Annotated in this window: 16 protein-coding genes; 11 read left to right on the top strand and 5 right to left on the bottom strand. The window is 37.2% G+C overall.

Translation table 11 applies throughout. From position 1 onward, the window contains the following. Window positions 1–278 precede the first annotated feature (278 nt). Complete coding sequence (pgsA, locus tag B5D30_RS04535; protein ID WP_078806848.1) at window positions 279–830, top strand: CDP-diacylglycerol--glycerol-3-phosphate 3-phosphatidyltransferase; 552 nt, start codon at window positions 279–281, stop codon at window positions 828–830. Window positions 831–972: 142 nt separating this feature from the next. Here the strand turns inward: pgsA and B5D30_RS13490 are convergent, their stop codons facing one another. Together B5D30_RS13490 and B5D30_RS04530 are read right to left on the bottom strand one after the other, a co-directional pair. Further along, window positions 973–1,110 (bottom strand): hypothetical protein, encoded by a 138-nt coding sequence (locus B5D30_RS13490; protein ID WP_159443205.1) that lies wholly within the window; start codon window positions 1,108–1,110, stop codon window positions 973–975. 78 nt (window positions 1,111–1,188) lie between these two features. Next, entirely contained in the window at window positions 1,189–2,118 is a 930-nt protein-coding gene (locus B5D30_RS04530; RefSeq protein ID WP_078806847.1) for an alpha/beta hydrolase, read from the bottom strand. 209 nt (window positions 2,119–2,327) lie between these two features. On the opposite strand from B5D30_RS04530, the gene B5D30_RS04525 reads away from it, so the two are divergent. The 8 genes from B5D30_RS04525 (at window position 2,328) to B5D30_RS04490 (ending at window position 8,612) form a co-directional block, all read left to right on the top strand. After that, the gene (locus tag B5D30_RS04525) at window positions 2,328–2,477 is read left to right on the top strand and encodes a TetR family transcriptional regulator (RefSeq protein ID WP_078806846.1); all 150 of its coding nucleotides are present in this window, start codon (window positions 2,328–2,330) and stop codon (window positions 2,475–2,477) included. Between the two features lie 12 nt (window positions 2,478–2,489). Further along, window positions 2,490–3,155: a TetR/AcrR family transcriptional regulator gene (locus B5D30_RS04520; RefSeq protein WP_078806845.1), complete on the top strand. Its 666-nt coding sequence runs from the start codon at window positions 2,490–2,492 to the stop codon at window positions 3,153–3,155. Further along, a complete protein-coding gene (locus B5D30_RS04515) occupies window positions 3,106–3,882 on the top strand; it encodes an SDR family NAD(P)-dependent oxidoreductase (RefSeq protein WP_078806844.1) in 777 nt (258 codons plus the stop codon). The genes B5D30_RS04520 and B5D30_RS04515 overlap by 50 nt, the downstream gene beginning before the upstream one ends. A gap of 41 nt (window positions 3,883–3,923) precedes the next feature. Further along, complete coding sequence (locus B5D30_RS14060; RefSeq protein WP_078806843.1) at window positions 3,924–4,571, top strand: hypothetical protein; 648 nt, start codon at window positions 3,924–3,926, stop codon at window positions 4,569–4,571. A gap of 183 nt (window positions 4,572–4,754) precedes the next feature. Beyond that, entirely contained in the window at window positions 4,755–5,201 is a 447-nt protein-coding gene (rplM, locus tag B5D30_RS04505; RefSeq protein ID WP_144399487.1) for a 50S ribosomal protein L13, read from the top strand. 16 nt (window positions 5,202–5,217) lie between these two features. Beyond that, window positions 5,218–5,610 (top strand): 30S ribosomal protein S9, encoded by a 393-nt coding sequence (gene rpsI, locus B5D30_RS04500; protein WP_078806842.1) that lies wholly within the window; start codon window positions 5,218–5,220, stop codon window positions 5,608–5,610. A 219-nt stretch (window positions 5,611–5,829) separates the two neighbouring features. After that, a complete protein-coding gene (locus B5D30_RS04495; protein WP_078806841.1) occupies window positions 5,830–6,618 on the top strand; it encodes a TOTE conflict system archaeo-eukaryotic primase domain-containing protein in 789 nt (262 codons plus the stop codon). Window positions 6,619–6,650: 32 nt separating this feature from the next. Continuing rightward, window positions 6,651–8,612 carry a DEAD/DEAH box helicase family protein gene (locus B5D30_RS04490; protein WP_144399486.1) on the top strand — a complete coding sequence of 654 codons (1,962 nt, stop codon included), beginning with the start codon at window positions 6,651–6,653 and terminating at the stop codon, window positions 8,610–8,612. 79 nt (window positions 8,613–8,691) lie between these two features. On the opposite strand, the gene B5D30_RS04485 is transcribed toward B5D30_RS04490, so the two are convergent. From B5D30_RS04485 to B5D30_RS04475, 3 genes are read right to left on the bottom strand one after another with little or no spacing between them, the layout of a single operon-like run. Further along, complete coding sequence (locus B5D30_RS04485; RefSeq protein ID WP_078806839.1) at window positions 8,692–10,179, bottom strand: PASTA domain-containing protein; 1,488 nt, start codon at window positions 10,177–10,179, stop codon at window positions 8,692–8,694. Continuing rightward, a complete protein-coding gene (locus B5D30_RS04480; protein ID WP_078806838.1) occupies window positions 10,172–10,843 on the bottom strand; it encodes an ABC transporter ATP-binding protein in 672 nt (223 codons plus the stop codon). Before B5D30_RS04480 ends, B5D30_RS04485 begins: the two co-directional genes overlap by 8 nt. Before the next feature lie 48 nt (window positions 10,844–10,891). After that, window positions 10,892–12,367, bottom strand: coding sequence for an ABC transporter permease (locus tag B5D30_RS04475; protein ID WP_078806837.1), 1,476 nt, complete (start codon window positions 12,365–12,367; stop codon window positions 10,892–10,894). A gap of 753 nt (window positions 12,368–13,120) precedes the next feature. Between B5D30_RS04475 and B5D30_RS14055 the strand changes: the two genes are divergently transcribed. Together B5D30_RS14055 and B5D30_RS04465 are read left to right on the top strand one after the other, a co-directional pair. Continuing rightward, window positions 13,121–13,876: a family 20 glycosylhydrolase gene (locus B5D30_RS14055; RefSeq protein ID WP_159443204.1), complete on the top strand. Its 756-nt coding sequence runs from the start codon at window positions 13,121–13,123 to the stop codon at window positions 13,874–13,876. Then, window positions 13,779–14,531, top strand: coding sequence for a family 20 glycosylhydrolase (locus B5D30_RS04465; RefSeq protein WP_234984621.1), 753 nt, complete (start codon window positions 13,779–13,781; stop codon window positions 14,529–14,531). The genes B5D30_RS14055 and B5D30_RS04465 overlap by 98 nt, the downstream gene beginning before the upstream one ends. Window positions 14,532–14,681 lie beyond the last annotated feature (150 nt).

Raw genomic sequence — 14,681 nt, 5'->3', positions numbered from 1 at the left:
TAAGTTCGCGAATGACCCCGCTTGGCTGGAGCGAAGCGTAAGTCAAGTTTCAAGAAATCCCGAAGAGATTTCGCAGAAAAGACTTTGAGCGGACTTAAGTTCGCGAATGACCCCGCTTGGCTGGAGCGAAGCGTAAGTCAAGTTTCAAGAAATCCCGAAGAGATTTCGCAGAAAAGACTTTGAGCGGACTTAAGTTCGCGAATGACCCCGCTTGGCTGGAGCGAAGCGTAAGTCAAGTTTCAAGAAATCACAAAGTGATTTCGAAGAAAGGACAGAAAATGAATTTACCCAACAAACTAACAGTATTAAGAATCTTTATGATTCCACTTTTCTTGCTCATTGTTTCACTTCCAACGAATAGTTGGGGGAATGTGGGCGATATTCCACTCGTTCATCTTGTGGGTGCAGTTGTTTTTGCACTTGCAAGCGTGACAGATTGGTTAGACGGTTTTCTTGCGAGAAAATGGAAAATGGTCACAAATTTTGGCAAATTTGCCGATCCTCTTGCGGATAAAATGCTTGTAATGGCAGCTTTTGTGGTGCTTGTTGCACTTGATTTTTCTCCTGCTTGGGTGGTGGCGATTATCATTTGTCGTGAGCTTGCAGTAACAGGTTTACGCTTGCTGCTTGTCGAAGAAAACGGTGAAGTTTTAGCAGCCGCTTGGCCCGGCAAAATAAAAACAGCTACTCAAATGCTTGCGATTATTTTCCTCTTTTTACATTTTGAGATAATTGGTGCGATTTTGCTCTACATTTGCTTGATTGCGACAGTTTACTCGGGAGTGGATTATTTTGCGAAAAATGCTGATGTGTTTAAAGGGAGTATGTGATTTTATTCTCAACTCTTTTGCAAATAAACAAGCATGGGAAACGACTCTCATGCTTGTTTGCTTATAGGTACCTTTATGGGCACCTATAAAAACTCACGCTTATCCAAAATTGCTAGTTTCCCGATTTTCTTCGTCAGTCTCCTCAACCTTGTCTAGCTACGAGGGGCAGGAGTTGGGTCGCAGTTCGCAATGCTACTTGAAACTTCGTTTCCAGTAAATAAATGCTGTGGCTCACTACGACAAACTCCTGACCGCCCCTCTTAGCTTTTCTATGAACCACATAGCTTTCGTCGATTTCCTCGAAAATCGAAAAACTATCTAATTTTGGCTTAACCGGAGTTTTTAGAGGTGCCCTTATTTAATCAAAATACTTACTTAAAAACTTCTCAATACTTTCTTTATATAATTTTTTATCCGTTTGAAAACTTTCAGCGTGCTTGGCTCCTTTGACGATTAAAAGTTCTTTCTCGCCTTTTGTAGCCTCGTAGTTTTTATAGACCATGCTCGTTGGGACGAAGTCGTCTTTATCTCCGTGAATGAAGAGCATTGGACGTTTATTTTTTGCAAGTTGGGTGATGCTTGATGCCTCTTTGTAATTCCACCCTGCACGAAGTTGGCTAATGAAACTGACTTCGTAAAGAATTGGAAAAGCGGGCAGATTATACATATCTTTTGCTTGGTAGACTAGCTCGTTCCAAACAGTGTCATATCCGCAATCTTCAATGATTGCTTTTACATTTTCAGGTAAATTTTCACCACTTGTCATCATAACCGTCGCAGCTCCCATGGAAAGCCCAAAGAGAGCGATTTTTTCATTTTTCCCGTTTTTTTCGATGACTTGCTGAATCCATTTGACATAATCGTCTTTATCTTTCCAGCCAAAGCCAATCAAATCCCCCTCGCTTTCACCATGAGCCCTGTCATCTGGGACTAGCACATTGTAGCCCAATTCGTGGAACAGCCAAGCATATTGTGCCATGCCCTCCTTACTATTGGCAAAACCATGTGCCACAATAACAGTTTTATCCGTCTTTTTCTCTGCAGATAAATAGTAAGCATCAAGTTTTAACCCGTCATTGCTTGTCAAATACCATTTTTCTTTTTTAGCTTTTAAAAATGATTCTCTTTCTGGATAAATCGGATTCGTTTTGGCAATCGGTTCGCTATTGACAAAGTCTTTTTTGCTCCGCACTTGTGCAACATGGAAAAAATAACAGCCCGCTGCAATGAGTGTGATAATGATAACAGAGAGAATTGCGGTTAACGCAATTAATATTTTTTTCTTCATATATGGTTGTCCTCGTTTACATAATATTTTGATTCTCAAACTATCCAAAAGGAAGTGTAACAGTTTTTGTGGAGGGGTGCAAACTTTTTTCATGAAAATTCTTTCGTATGATAACACTTGACAAGTAAACGTTCGTTTACTAAAATAAAATTAAAAGTGAACGTTCGTTTACTTTGTTTATCAATAAATACAAAGAAAGAGGGAATGTTATGAGGATAAAAAAGCGATTATTTCATGAAAACATGATACTTTTTGCACATGAAGAGCAGGTTGCAGTTGGAGAGTTTGCAATTTTTGCAGGTTTAATGAAAGGAACAGTTTATCGGCATTTTCCTAATAAACAAGCGATATTTGAATAATTGGAGGCTACCATGGGAACGAAAGAGAGAATATTACAAGAGGCGTTACTGCTGTTTGCTCATGACGGCTATGAAGGGGTGTCAATTAGGGAAATTGCCTCTTCTGTTGGTGTAACGAAAGGAGCGATTTACAGGCATTATCCAAACAAACAGGCGATATTCGATAGTATTGTCAGTAGAATGGAGGAAGTAGCAAATGAAGAGGCGGAAAAATTTGAGGTTTCAATTGAAGATTTAAATAGAAATGAAATGATAAAGACAATCAAAGATTTCACGATTTCTCAATTTGTTTTTTGGACGGAAAATGAATTTGCCTCGAATTTTAAGAAAATGCTTATCATTGAGCAATTTAGAAACACAAAAATGGCAGATTTACTTTGGCAATATTTGACAGGTGGAGTTGTCGATTATACGCAAATGTTCATTCAAGAACTTGCACGCATGAGCAATCATCAAGAAGTAGATGTAGAAGTATTAGCTTTAGAATATATTGCTCCATTGCATTTGATAATGAATTTATACACAAACAAACAAGACAAACAACGTGCGGTGAATCTATTGGAAAAGCATATCCATTCATTTTTGTCGGTGTATTTGTCTTGGGAAGAAGAAACAGGAGGAGATGAAAATGAGACAGTACGCATTGATTACAGGAGCAACAAGCGGGATAGGGCGTGAGTTAACTTATGAATTTGCTAAAAATCAGCATGATATAGTCATTGTTGGTCGAAATGAAGACAAATTACAAGCGTTAGAGCATGAATTATTGTCGAAATACAACGTTGATGTGAAAAGTATTCGGGTGGATTTGCTTGAAAAAAATGCTGTTGAGCAAATAAAAGAACAGCTGAGAAAGTGGAAAATTGTGATTTCCTTTCTCGTCAATAATGCTGGGTTTAATGAAGTTGGAGAGTTTGCAAAGACGGATATTGCAAAGGAGTTGGATATGATACAACTACATATTGTATTCACAACAGAATTGACCAAGTTACTTTTAATAGAAATGCAAGAGAGAAAATACGGGAAAATCTTGAACATTTGTTCAACAGGCTCTTACATTCCTTGTCCGTATAATGTGGTCTATGCGGCAACGAAAAGTTATCTTTTGTCGTTTTCAAAGGCTCTTGACATTGAATTAAAAGGGAGTGGAATTACTGTTACAGCAATTTCTCCGGGAGCAGTGAAAACGTCTTTTGCAGAAAAAGCAAATCTTGAAGAGGCGTTATTATTTAAAATTGGTGTAATGGAAGCAAAGAAAGTCGCACAAGTTGCCTATCGTGATTTGATGAAAGGTAAGTCTACTCATATTATCGGTTTGTATAACAAACTATTAGTCATATTTACAAAAATATTGCCAAAAAAAGTTGTTCAAATGGCGAGCAAGAAAATGATGAATGTAGAGTAAAAGGATTTTATTAAAAATTACAAATTATGGAGGGATTTTATATGAAAAGAGGAGTATCATTTTTATTATTATCAGTATTAGTTTTTTTCGGACTAGCATTAGAGGCAGTAGTTGGTTTTGGAGTAGAACCACCTCTGTATGGTAGAGCAATGGACGAGTGGAGTATTGTTCAGATGATTTTGCACTGGCTGATAACATCTTTCCTTTGGGGAATGGTAAGTTTCTTACTGTTACGCTATTCCCTCAAAAAATGGGGGTTAGATTTATTGAACCAAAGAGAGAGGTTATCAAAATCACAATGGATTTTTGCGTTGGTCGCTCTTGCGATTTGCATAGTTGTGGGATTTTGGGATTGGCAAGGATTTAAACCCGCAATTGAATTAGCACATAATGGAGGAGTAAAATTTATTTTTCAATATGTTTATTATGTCTTTGAAACAGTTCTTGTATTGCTAATGGTAGCGTTCGGACAAGAGGCAGGCGAAAGTATTTTTTCAAAAACAGGAAAAATTCCATGGGGCGGAATTGTCACTGCAATTCTTTGGGGTTTACCTCACATTTTGACAAAAGGCAGTATTTCTGCTGGAATTGTAGCCGTCGATGCACTTCTCTTTGGTGTTATTTATCTCTTTACACGGAAAAATACTTATGTTTCTTACTTGTTAATTTTTTTAGGTTTTGTTATTTAAGGGGTGTTTTTTTGTTTTGTTGGAGGATAGGGGGAGTTAAATGATATAAAAAAGAAATAAGTTTTCATTGACAACCGTGTAAAAAACAAGTAATATAGTAGTCGGTATTGTTTACCCCATTTTAAGGCCCCGGAAACCGAAAAATGAAATGTAAACAGGAAAACTAAAGGAGATTAAAGACTCATGATGCGTACAACGTATATGGCTAAGCCAAATGAAGTAGAACGTAAATGGTATGTAATTGATGCAACAGATATTCCGCTTGGACGTTTGTCAGCGGTAGTAGCGTCAATTTTACGTGGAAAAAACAAACCAACTTTCACACCGCACGTAGATACAGGTGATTTTGTAGTTGTGATCAATGCAGGTAAAATCAAGCTTACTGGTAAAAAAGCAAGTGATAAAATTTACTACCGTCATTCAATGTATCCAGGTGGTTTGAAATCTATCTCTGCTGGTGAATTGCGTGAGAAAAATGCAGTTCGCTTAATCGAAACTTCTGTAAAAGGTATGCTTCCTAAAAACACTTTGGGTCGCAAACAAGGAATGAAGTTGCATGTTTACTCAGGTAGCGAGCATAAACATGAAGCTCAACAACCAGAAGTATTAGATATTACAGGATTAATTTAAGGAGGAGATTTCACACATGGCTAAAGTACAATACCTTGGAACTGGTCGTCGTAAAAATGCCGTAGCACGCGTATTTTTAACACCGGGAACAGGAAAAATTACTGTAAATACAAAACCAGTGGAAGAATACATTCCACACGCTGATTTGCGTTTAGTTATCAACCAACCTTTCGCTGTAACAGAAACAGCTGGTAGCTACGATGTAATGGTCAACGTAAACGGTGGAGGATATGCTGGTCAAGCAGGTGCTATCCGTCATGGTATCGCACGTGCCCTACTTCAAGTAGATCCAGACTTCCGTCTTTCACTTAAACGTGCAGGACTTCTTACACGTGATGCACGTATGGTTGAACGTAAAAAACCAGGTCTTAAAAAAGCCCGTAAAGCTAGTCAGTTTTCAAAACGTTAATATTATTGTTTATCAACGTTTCAAGCACTTTTCGAGATTGTTCGAGAGGTGCTTTTTTTTCTCAAGGTTAAATCTGCAAACTTATAAAACTTTCTATTTCCCAAACATCTATAAAAATATATTATGTTTTCTTCGCTTTTTCATAGACAATTCTTTTAAAAAACGTTATATTTTTAATTAAGAACGGAAATTGTGAAAAATAATGAAAAGGAGAGAGATATGAGTGAATATATTTTGTTAAAAAATAACCGAAAAGTAAAAATTGTAGAGTATATACGAAATTTAGCGACGAATCATCAAGATCTTATCGTGCAAGAAAGTTCAGGAGAGAAGTATGTGGTGAGTAAAGTTCAGCTTGATGAATTGCGTGTGAAAGAAAAATTTACAAAAAATGAGAAATTGGCACTTTTTATGCGTTATTTTCAAGGGCGAAAGGATGTTTTTGCAAAACGTTGGAATAATGGAAAAGGATATAGTCCGTATTGTGCGATTGAATGGAATATGGCAGCTCATTGTCCGAAAACGGTGAATAGTAAGTTTAAGTGTGAGGATTGTAGCGTTCGGCAGTTTGTTCCTTTTACGTCAGAGAATGTGCGTGAACACATCACAAAAGATGAAAAGTATTTTTATGGTATTTATCCACTTTTGGCAGATGATACGACGCATTTGCTCGTGCTTGATTTTGATAAGGAGTTTGCCAGGGAAGAGGCTCAATCGGTGATTGCTTCTTGTAAAAACTTTGGAGTTCAGCCGTTGATTGAATGTTCGCAATCGGGGAAAGGGATTCATGTTTGGTTATTCTTTTCTCAAGCAATTCCTGCACATTTAGCAAGAAAATTAGGTTTTTATTTGTTGACGTTTGCTATGACGTTGAGCGAGAAAATGAATTTTACAGCTTATGACCGTATGATTCCAGCACAAGATAGACATTTGAAAAAAGGTTTTGGGAATTTGATTGCATTGCCGTTGAAATATCAGAATGTTCAAAACGGGGCTCTACTTTTTTAGATGAACAGCTAAATGAGGTTTCTCCGTCGTTATTGTGGCAACATTTATCGCTCATTCCAAGGTATTCACTGGACGAAGTAACGGGATTTTTAGAGGTGCTAAGTAAAGAAATAGTGCTTGAAGAATATCAAAAACATTCGAAAACCTCGCTTTATTTTCCGAAAAAAATCAAAGTGGAAAGAGGAAGTGAGCTAAAAATTTCAAAGAAAAATTTGACTAGGAAAGAACAAATTCAGCTAATGTACTTGGCGACTTTTCATAATCCCGAGTATTTTAAGAAACAAAAAATGCGTGCAAGACTTTGGAATACACCTAGAATGATTTCTTGTGCAAACGAGGATAGTGAATTTCTCTACCTTCCACGTGGTGTGGAGAAAAAATTACAGTCGAAAATCGAAGAAATTGAGTGGGTTGAGAAAACAATAAAGGGTCATAAAATAGAAGTGGAGTTTTTAGGTACGTTAAAACAAGAGCAAAAAGAGGCGTTAAAGGCTATTCAAAAGCATGAAATGAGTGTGCTTTCAGCAAGAACTGCATTTGGAAAAACAGTTGTTGGAGCAAATTATATTGCGAAAAGGAAAGTAAGCACACTTGTTTTGGTTGAAAAACAAACGCTTGTAGAACAATGGCATGAGTCGTTGAGTCGATTTTTAGCGATTCAAAGTGAACCGTTTAAGGAGTGGACGAAAACAGGGAGGGTGAAGAAAAAAGGAAAAATTGGGAAAATCACAGGCTCTAGTGTGCAACAGACAAAGTTGGTTGATGTTGTGACCATTCAAAAACTTTCCAAAATGTCCGCAGAAGATTTGACTTCGTTTTTGGAAGATTATGGTTTGGTGATTGTTGATGAGGTGCATCACGTGGCAGCAAGTAGTTTTGAGCGTGTGATGAAAAATGTGACGAGCAGGTATATTTTAGGATTGAGTGCAACGCCAGAGCGAAAAGACGGGCTTTCACCGATTATTTTCATGAGATGTGGCGAAATTTCTTTTACAAGTAATGCTCAGCAGAGTGAAAATGTGTTGTTGCATCGTTATTTATATCCGAGATTTACCTCTATCGGTGAGTTAGAAGAAAATTTTGAGGAGCTGACATATGCAGGGAAATTGGCGAAGTTATCACTTTCACAAGAGCGGAATACTCAAATTGCACATGATGTAGTAGAAAATTTTCAGATTGGCAGAACAAGTTTGGTATTGAGTGAAAGAGTGGAACATCTTCACGCTTTATTTGAGCAAGTAAAGGAGAAAATTTCAGAGCAACAGCTGTTTGTTTTGACAGGGAAAGGAAAAAGAAAGTCGAATAAGGAAATGATTTCATCTTTGAAAAAAAGTGAGCAAGCGTTTGTTTTATTTGCAACGTCTAAATATGTAGGTGAGGGGTTTGATTTGCCACAGTTAGACACATTGTTTTTCACGTTGCCATTTTCATGGAAAGGCAATCAAAAGCAATATTTAGGTCGTTTGGAGAGGAATATTGAGGAAAAAGATGAGTTGCGAGTGTATGATTATGTGGACATTGCAGATAATTCGTTTGCCCAAATGTATCAAAAACGTTTTCGAGTGTATAAAAATAACCATTATGAACTCGCTGAAGATGCGGAAACTAGAAAATATCAAGCCTATTTATACGATGGAAAAACTTATCTTGCGAGGTTTAAGCAAGATTTGCAAGAGATGAAAGAAACACTATTTTTACAAGTGCCAAAAATCACAAAAGAAATCGTTCATGTACTTTTACCATTGAAAGAAAAAGGGGTAGAAATCGAAATTTTGACGAAAAAAGGAGAAGTAGATAAGCAGTTGCTTGCAGAATTAACGAAAGGGCAAGTGGAAATTTCTTATGCTGAGGTCATTCGACAGAGTATTTGTGTGATAGATAATCGAAGTTGTTGGTATGGAAGTTTAGTTTTCTTTGACTCTGCTGGAGTGGAGGAGAGTAGTTTGAGATTGGTGAGTGAACGCTTGGCGAGGAGACTGAGAGGGAGTGAATAAAAAGGCTGTGGCAAATTCTGACGTTTTTCATGCAATGATTGCACAAAGAGCATCCAGAGTTTTGCCACAGCCTCCATTTTTAATTTTTAATATTTCCCAAACTAATGCCAATGCTCACATTGTATTTTGTTGGGATAAATTCGCTAAATCGGCTCATTGCAACGACAGTTCCTTTTGGCTTGTCAGAGTTGACATAGTAGGTTGAGAACGTCACGTTTGCACCTTTGGATTCAAATTCCTCGTAGAAGAATTTGGCAAGGTCGCCTTCTTGTGTGCTTTCACGCAAATCTTTCAAATAAGGTTTGCCTAGTGAGTAGCTAAGCGTGATTTTTGGTTTTCCTTGTCCTTCGTAATATTCTTTGTCTGCCTCGACAGATTGCGAGATTAAGTGACCGTAGGCTACGTTATCATGATAGACACGCTTGATAACAGTCTCAAAAGCACCTTGGTATTCTTCCGCTTCTGCAACGGTAAGTCCAGAGAAGTCAGGAACTTTGACCGCTTTTCCTAGTGAAAGGGTAATGGTCAATTTTTCTTTTTTCGCCATTTTTTCGTTGGCGGCAACAGATTGTGAAATTACTTTCTTGACTTCGACTTTATCGGACGGTTTTTCTTCTTTTGCTACAACGATTTCGTTTTTCTTCGCCCAATCATCGACTTCCTCGACAGGTTTTCCTGCAAAATTTGGCACCGTAATGTCTTTTTGATACACTTCTTTTCCTTTGGAATAGTAGACGTTTAATCGATCACGGCGACGATAATTTTCTGCAGTTACTTCCTTATCTGGAAAATCCATTCTCAAATATTTGTTCTTTTCGACTGTTTCACTATAATTTTCGACAATCGTCACATTATCGGCTTTTTGCTTTTCAATCCATTTTTTCGCATCACTAAGTGTTAAAATTGCAAAATCTGGTAGTTTGATTTTTTCTTTTTCATCTGGCCCAAGACTTGCAGTGACGTTTAGCGTGTTCCCTTTTTTTATTTTCTTTTCTTTTATGCTTTGCGAAATGACTTTGTTGACCTCAATATCAAAGTCGTATTTTTGTTTGACGTCAATTTTTACACCGTTTTCCACCGCCCACTCTCTTGCAGTAGAAAGGTCTTTTCCTGTAAAATTTGGCACGTTGACGTGAGTCATGTTGTAAATCGCAATGCTAAGTAGAAGAATAAGTAGTGCAGAGACAACACCGATGAGTATGAATTTTTTCTTCCGTTTGTTATGATAATCGGGGTCTTTTTCATACAATTCATCTGGTGAAGTGAACTCTTTTTCCTCCTCTGCAACGTGTTTTTTAGCGAGTTGTTTTTTTGGCTCAACCGTTTTTTCTTGTGTTTGTGCCTCTTGGTGTTCGAACTCTTCGATAGAAGAAGAAATCTTATTTCTGATTTGCTCAAGACGACTTCCTTTTTGAACGGGAAGTTTTTCTTCTTTTGTAGTTTCTTTCTTTTCTTCTTTTACAGGCTCAGGTTTAGGCTCAGGCGTTTTTTTCTTCTCGCTCGTATTTGGTTTTGGTTGAGACTTTTGATATTTATCACCGCTAAAATTGGATAAAAAATCACTCATGCTTGACTAACGCCCCCTTTTTCAGAAGATAAACCTCCTCAGATTGACTTGCGATTTCTTGTGAGTGGGTAACAACAATCACACATTTATTGTATTCGTCTGCAAGTCGTTTAAAAATGTCTACGATTTCTTGTTCACGCTCTTCATCCAGATTTCCAGTTGGTTCATCTGCTAGGATGATGTCAACGTTTGTCGCCAAAGCTCGTGCAATCGCCACACGCTGTTGCTCTCCACCAGAAAGCTGATTGACCAAACGATTTGCCTTTTCTTGAGTAATTCCGATGAAATCAAGTAAGTTATAGGCAACTTTTTCATGGTCGCTTGGAATTTCATTATCCGTCACGTTCATTGCCACCAGCACGTTTTCAACGGCTGTCAAGTATGGAACGAGGTTGTAACTTTGGAAAATCATTCCGATATTGTTTCGGCGATAGTTTTCAAAACCAATTGCTTGAATATCTTGTTCATCAAGTAACACTTGCCCTTCTTTTGCTTTATCCAAAGCACCAAGAATAGAAAGTAGCGTTGTTTTTCCAGAACCAGATTGTCCTAAAATGGTATAAAACTTCCCTTTTTCAAATGAAACATTGACATCTTTTAAAATATATCGGCGAGAGTCACCGTCTTGGTAATAATAACTTAAATCTTTTGTTTGTAGACTCATATTTCTTCTCCGTTCGTAAATTTTAGCATAACTTTAGTCAAACCACTCTTATAACATGATTTTCTTAGGGTTTAGTCTAAGAATATAGACAAGCGGTAAAATGGCAGAAAGTAGCACCGTGCCAAGACCGATTGTTAGGAAACTCAAGATATAAGTAGAGGAGAATGTGATTTTATATGCTTTTTGTACTTCCTCACTTGTAAGTGTCGTTCGCTGCCATGCTTGAGATAAAGTATATCCAAAGTCGTTCAAACTTTTTTGTTGTTCAAGTAAGTCGCTTCTTAATAATACATCAGACACACCGCTACCGATAAAGTTTCCTGTTATCAAGGAAAGAATGAGTGCAACTGCACTAATCGTTAAAATCTCAAGAATCACTTGTCCGATAATTTTCGTACGTTTTTCACCGATAGAAAGATAGATACCCAGTTCTTTTTTTCTGTCACGTGTGAAGAGTAGAACAAGGAGTGAGACAATCAAGACTGTTGAGGCAACAGCGATGATGACTACATAGCCAGAAATTTTGTTCAAAGTTTTCAAAGAGCCACCGATAGAATCATATTGGTCAGTTGATGCCATAATCGCATAGTATTTTGGTAAAAGTGGTTTTGCTTCTTGTTTGAATGCCTCCACTTCATCAGGAGAGTTCAAGACAAAAGTAGGAACATAATAATCCTCCATACTTCCGGGAGCAGCTGCACCTGCCGCTTTGTTCGCTTCTTGAAATTGCTCCATCATTTTCGTCACATGTGCTTTAACTGAATTATTTGGCATATAGAACGTATTGTTTTGCTCGTTCATTTGCATCATTTGATTAAAATCTTGTTCTTTGGATTTTTTGTTTGTTTCTAGTTTCGCAGGTTCAAAAATACCTACGATTTCCACAGGAATATCATTTGTTTTCTTTTCTCCGCCATCAGAACCAAGCATAAGTGTATTGTCAATAATCATTTGTTTGCCGACAGATAAATTATTGAGTTCAGCAAATTTTGCAGAAACAACCGCAACGTCTTTTCCTTTTTCTAATTCTTCTGCAGTGAATACACGTCCACTTTTAAGTGAAATTTCCTTTTGTTGAACAGGAAGGAATTTTTCACTTCCAATTCCACGAACAAAGAAGAAGTTTGACGGCATATCTCCACCGACAGAATTGATCACTTCTTCACCCTCTGGTTGTTCTTCAGGGACAGATTTGAGTTTTTCCGTCATAAAGTTTCCGGGGAATGAATAATCATAGTATTTTACATATTTTAATTCCCCGATTTTTTTGATAGTATCCACTTTTAACGGTTTCACATCGACTTCTGAACTATTCAGTTTGTCTGCATATTTTTCATAGTCAATTTCAGCCGTAGCAGTTGCCCCTAATTTTCGTTTTGTTTCTTTTTCGACATTTCCAGTCGCCTGCTGAATAGATGTTGCTCCAGCAATTAAATTTCCAAGGACAAACAATATCGCAAACAAGATAATTGTTTTCCCTTTCTGTCGTGTTACGCTACGTAACGCACGTTTTGCAAAGTTCATTTACTTCTCCTCCGTTTTGTTTAATTTAAGGGTACCTCTAAAAATTCACACTTATCCTAAACTGCTAGTTTTCTGTTTTTCTTCGTCAATTGCCTCGAAAAACGAAAAACTATCTAATTTGGTATTAATCGGAGTTTTTAGAGATGCCTTTAAGCATATGCTCTCCTTATTAATTTTCTCTTACTTCTTAAATTTGTCAAGTTCCCTTACAACAACGTCACAAAAACAAGTACAAACGTCTATTTCTTCGTTCAAAAATTAATAAGTACATAATTCAATCACTTTATATGATACCGTTTTAAGTGGAAAGATACTAGAATTATTTTCTTAAAAATTCTTAAATTCAGCAATAGGATAGGCTTAGAACACCTATATTATATAATACCCTTTTTCATAGAAAAAGTCCAGAAAATTCTTGAATTCTTTATCGCCTCACAAACTTGTTCCGTCACTCCCTCTAAGAAGTTAAAAATCCGCTCTCTCTTATTTTCGCCCACACTTGTTCAATCGGATTCATCTCAGGTGTATATGGTAGAATAAATAAAATTTTGATGTTTTCTGGAACGTCCGATTTTTTGGTATTTATGCTAAATTGCATTGTTGCAAATTTTATTTGAGAGTTGGCTTTTTTTCGTTTTTACACCAAACAAAACCTAAAGAAATCATTAAGCGATAGGAAAGTTTTGTAAACTAATATTTACATTAGATTAAAATGTGTATATAATGAAATTAAAGATAGAAAAGAGGGAAGTTATGGCTTTTAGTAGAAAAAAATTGTTTGCGTTGCTTGCGTTCCTGATGTTGTTGGGATTGGGTGTGACACTTTTTCAGACGTATGCGGAAGAAATGAGAAAATCTGGTGTGAAAATGAGTGAAAAGAGTGGAGTAGTCGGGAAAATTATTTTCCGAGATGAGAATACGTGGGATTGGATTGCTGACCCTATTGAAATTGGTGAGGTGGAAGTTGGCATGAAGATTGATACAGAGCAATATGCACCAGAATATTGGCGTTATGTGAATGAAAAATTGAAAAATTATCAAGTAGTGCTTGATGATTTGAAATATCTTAAAGAGAACGGAAAAACGTGGGTGTTGGACGTGCCGATGAAACGTGTGGCGACAGAGAAAATTGAAAATGGTGTAATGCTAGATATAGCACGGAAATTTTATTCGCCAGATGTGATAAAGCAGTACATAGATCTTTTGAGTGGAAAAGAACATTCTTTTTTGCAATTACATATTTCTGATGATGAGAATTTTGCTGTTGAGAGTGAATTGCTTGGGCAAATGGTGGAAAATGCTACATTTTTAAATGGAGTGTATAAAAATATTGCGACAGGGAAGTCGTTTTTGAGTAAAGAGCAACTTCGTGAGTTAGTGAGTTATGCTAAGGAAAAAAGGTGTCGCACTTGTGCCAGAGATAGATGTGCCAAGTCATGCGACAGCTTTGCTCAATCTTTATCGAAAAAAAGAGTCGTCTGTTGCGGAAGCTCTTGCGTTGTCGGGTGAAAAAGGGCATAATACGCTTGATTATACGAATAAAAATACGCTTGATTTTGTGGAAAAATTGTATCAAGAGTATTTGCCGATTTTTGCGGAGCAGGAGCGAAAGATTTTCCATATTGGAGGCGATGAATTTTACGTTTTGCCTGAGAAGTCAAATGTTGAATTTGTAAATTTTATGAATCAGCTCAATCGTTTTTTGAATAAAAAAGGATTTACTACAAGAATTTGGAATGACGGGTTTACTAAAGCGGATTTGTCGAGTTTTGATAAGAATTTGGAAGTTACTTATTGGAGTTTGACAGGGATTGCGGATAAGGATGATGTGAGCGAAAAATCGTTGCGTTCAAAGGAATATAAAGCGACCGCTCAGGAAATTTCAAATGCAGGGTTTCGATTGTTGAATTTCAATGCTTACTATAATTACCTTGTGCCGAGCGAGAAAGTGTTGAGTGATGAGGCGTTGCATTATACGATAAATGATCTTTTGACCCATTGGGAGATAGATGAATTTGAGTTAAATACTAACGAGAAATTGAACAGTCTTGACAATGTAGTTGGGAGTGCCGTTTCAATTTGGGGAGAGGAGGCAAAAGAGTTTTCGGATAGTGAGATTTTCGAGCAAACAAAACGTGTGGTGAGTGCGTTTTTGGAAAAATAAAAACAACAAAGAACGTACAATGTAACGGTTGTACGTTCTTTTGGTGTATGGAAAGTTTTCTTTGTCTAGCTACGAAGTGCTGAGGTCTGGTGGCTGTTCGCAGTGCCACCTGAAGCTCTGCTTCAGGCAAGTAAATGGCACGGCTCACTG

Source organism: Pilibacter termitis (assembly GCF_900167335.1).
In the GTDB taxonomy this organism is placed as follows: Bacteria; Bacillota; Bacilli; order Lactobacillales; family Streptococcaceae; genus Pilibacter; species Pilibacter termitis.
Note: the sequence above shows the minus strand (reverse complement) of the source record. Positions and strands in the feature narration are given on the sequence as shown.

Bases quoted from the DNA above. Each gene is read 5' to 3' on its own strand.
- pgsA (WP_078806848.1), top strand. From the start codon at position 279: ATGAATTTACCCAACAAACTAACAGTATTAAGAATCTTTATGATTCCA.
- B5D30_RS04530 (WP_078806847.1), bottom strand. From the start codon at position 2,118: ATGAAGAAAAAAATATTAATTGCGTTAACCGCAATTCTCTCTGTTATC.
- B5D30_RS04525 (WP_078806846.1), top strand. From the start codon at position 2,328: ATGAGGATAAAAAAGCGATTATTTCATGAAAACATGATACTTTTTGCA.
- B5D30_RS04520 (WP_078806845.1), top strand. From the start codon at position 2,490: ATGGGAACGAAAGAGAGAATATTACAAGAGGCGTTACTGCTGTTTGCT.
- B5D30_RS04515 (WP_078806844.1), top strand. From the start codon at position 3,106: ATGAGACAGTACGCATTGATTACAGGAGCAACAAGCGGGATAGGGCGT.
- B5D30_RS14060 (WP_078806843.1), top strand. From the start codon at position 3,924: ATGAAAAGAGGAGTATCATTTTTATTATTATCAGTATTAGTTTTTTTC.
- rplM (WP_144399487.1), top strand. From the start codon at position 4,755: ATGATGCGTACAACGTATATGGCTAAGCCAAATGAAGTAGAACGTAAA.
- rpsI (WP_078806842.1), top strand. From the start codon at position 5,218: ATGGCTAAAGTACAATACCTTGGAACTGGTCGTCGTAAAAATGCCGTA.
- B5D30_RS04495 (WP_078806841.1), top strand. From the start codon at position 5,830: ATGAGTGAATATATTTTGTTAAAAAATAACCGAAAAGTAAAAATTGTA.
- B5D30_RS04485 (WP_078806839.1), bottom strand. From the start codon at position 10,179: ATGAGTGATTTTTTATCCAATTTTAGCGGTGATAAATATCAAAAGTCT.
- B5D30_RS04480 (WP_078806838.1), bottom strand. From the start codon at position 10,843: ATGAGTCTACAAACAAAAGATTTAAGTTATTATTACCAAGACGGTGAC.
- B5D30_RS04475 (WP_078806837.1), bottom strand. From the start codon at position 12,367: ATGAACTTTGCAAAACGTGCGTTACGTAGCGTAACACGACAGAAAGGG.
- B5D30_RS14055 (WP_159443204.1), top strand. From the start codon at position 13,121: ATGGCTTTTAGTAGAAAAAAATTGTTTGCGTTGCTTGCGTTCCTGATG.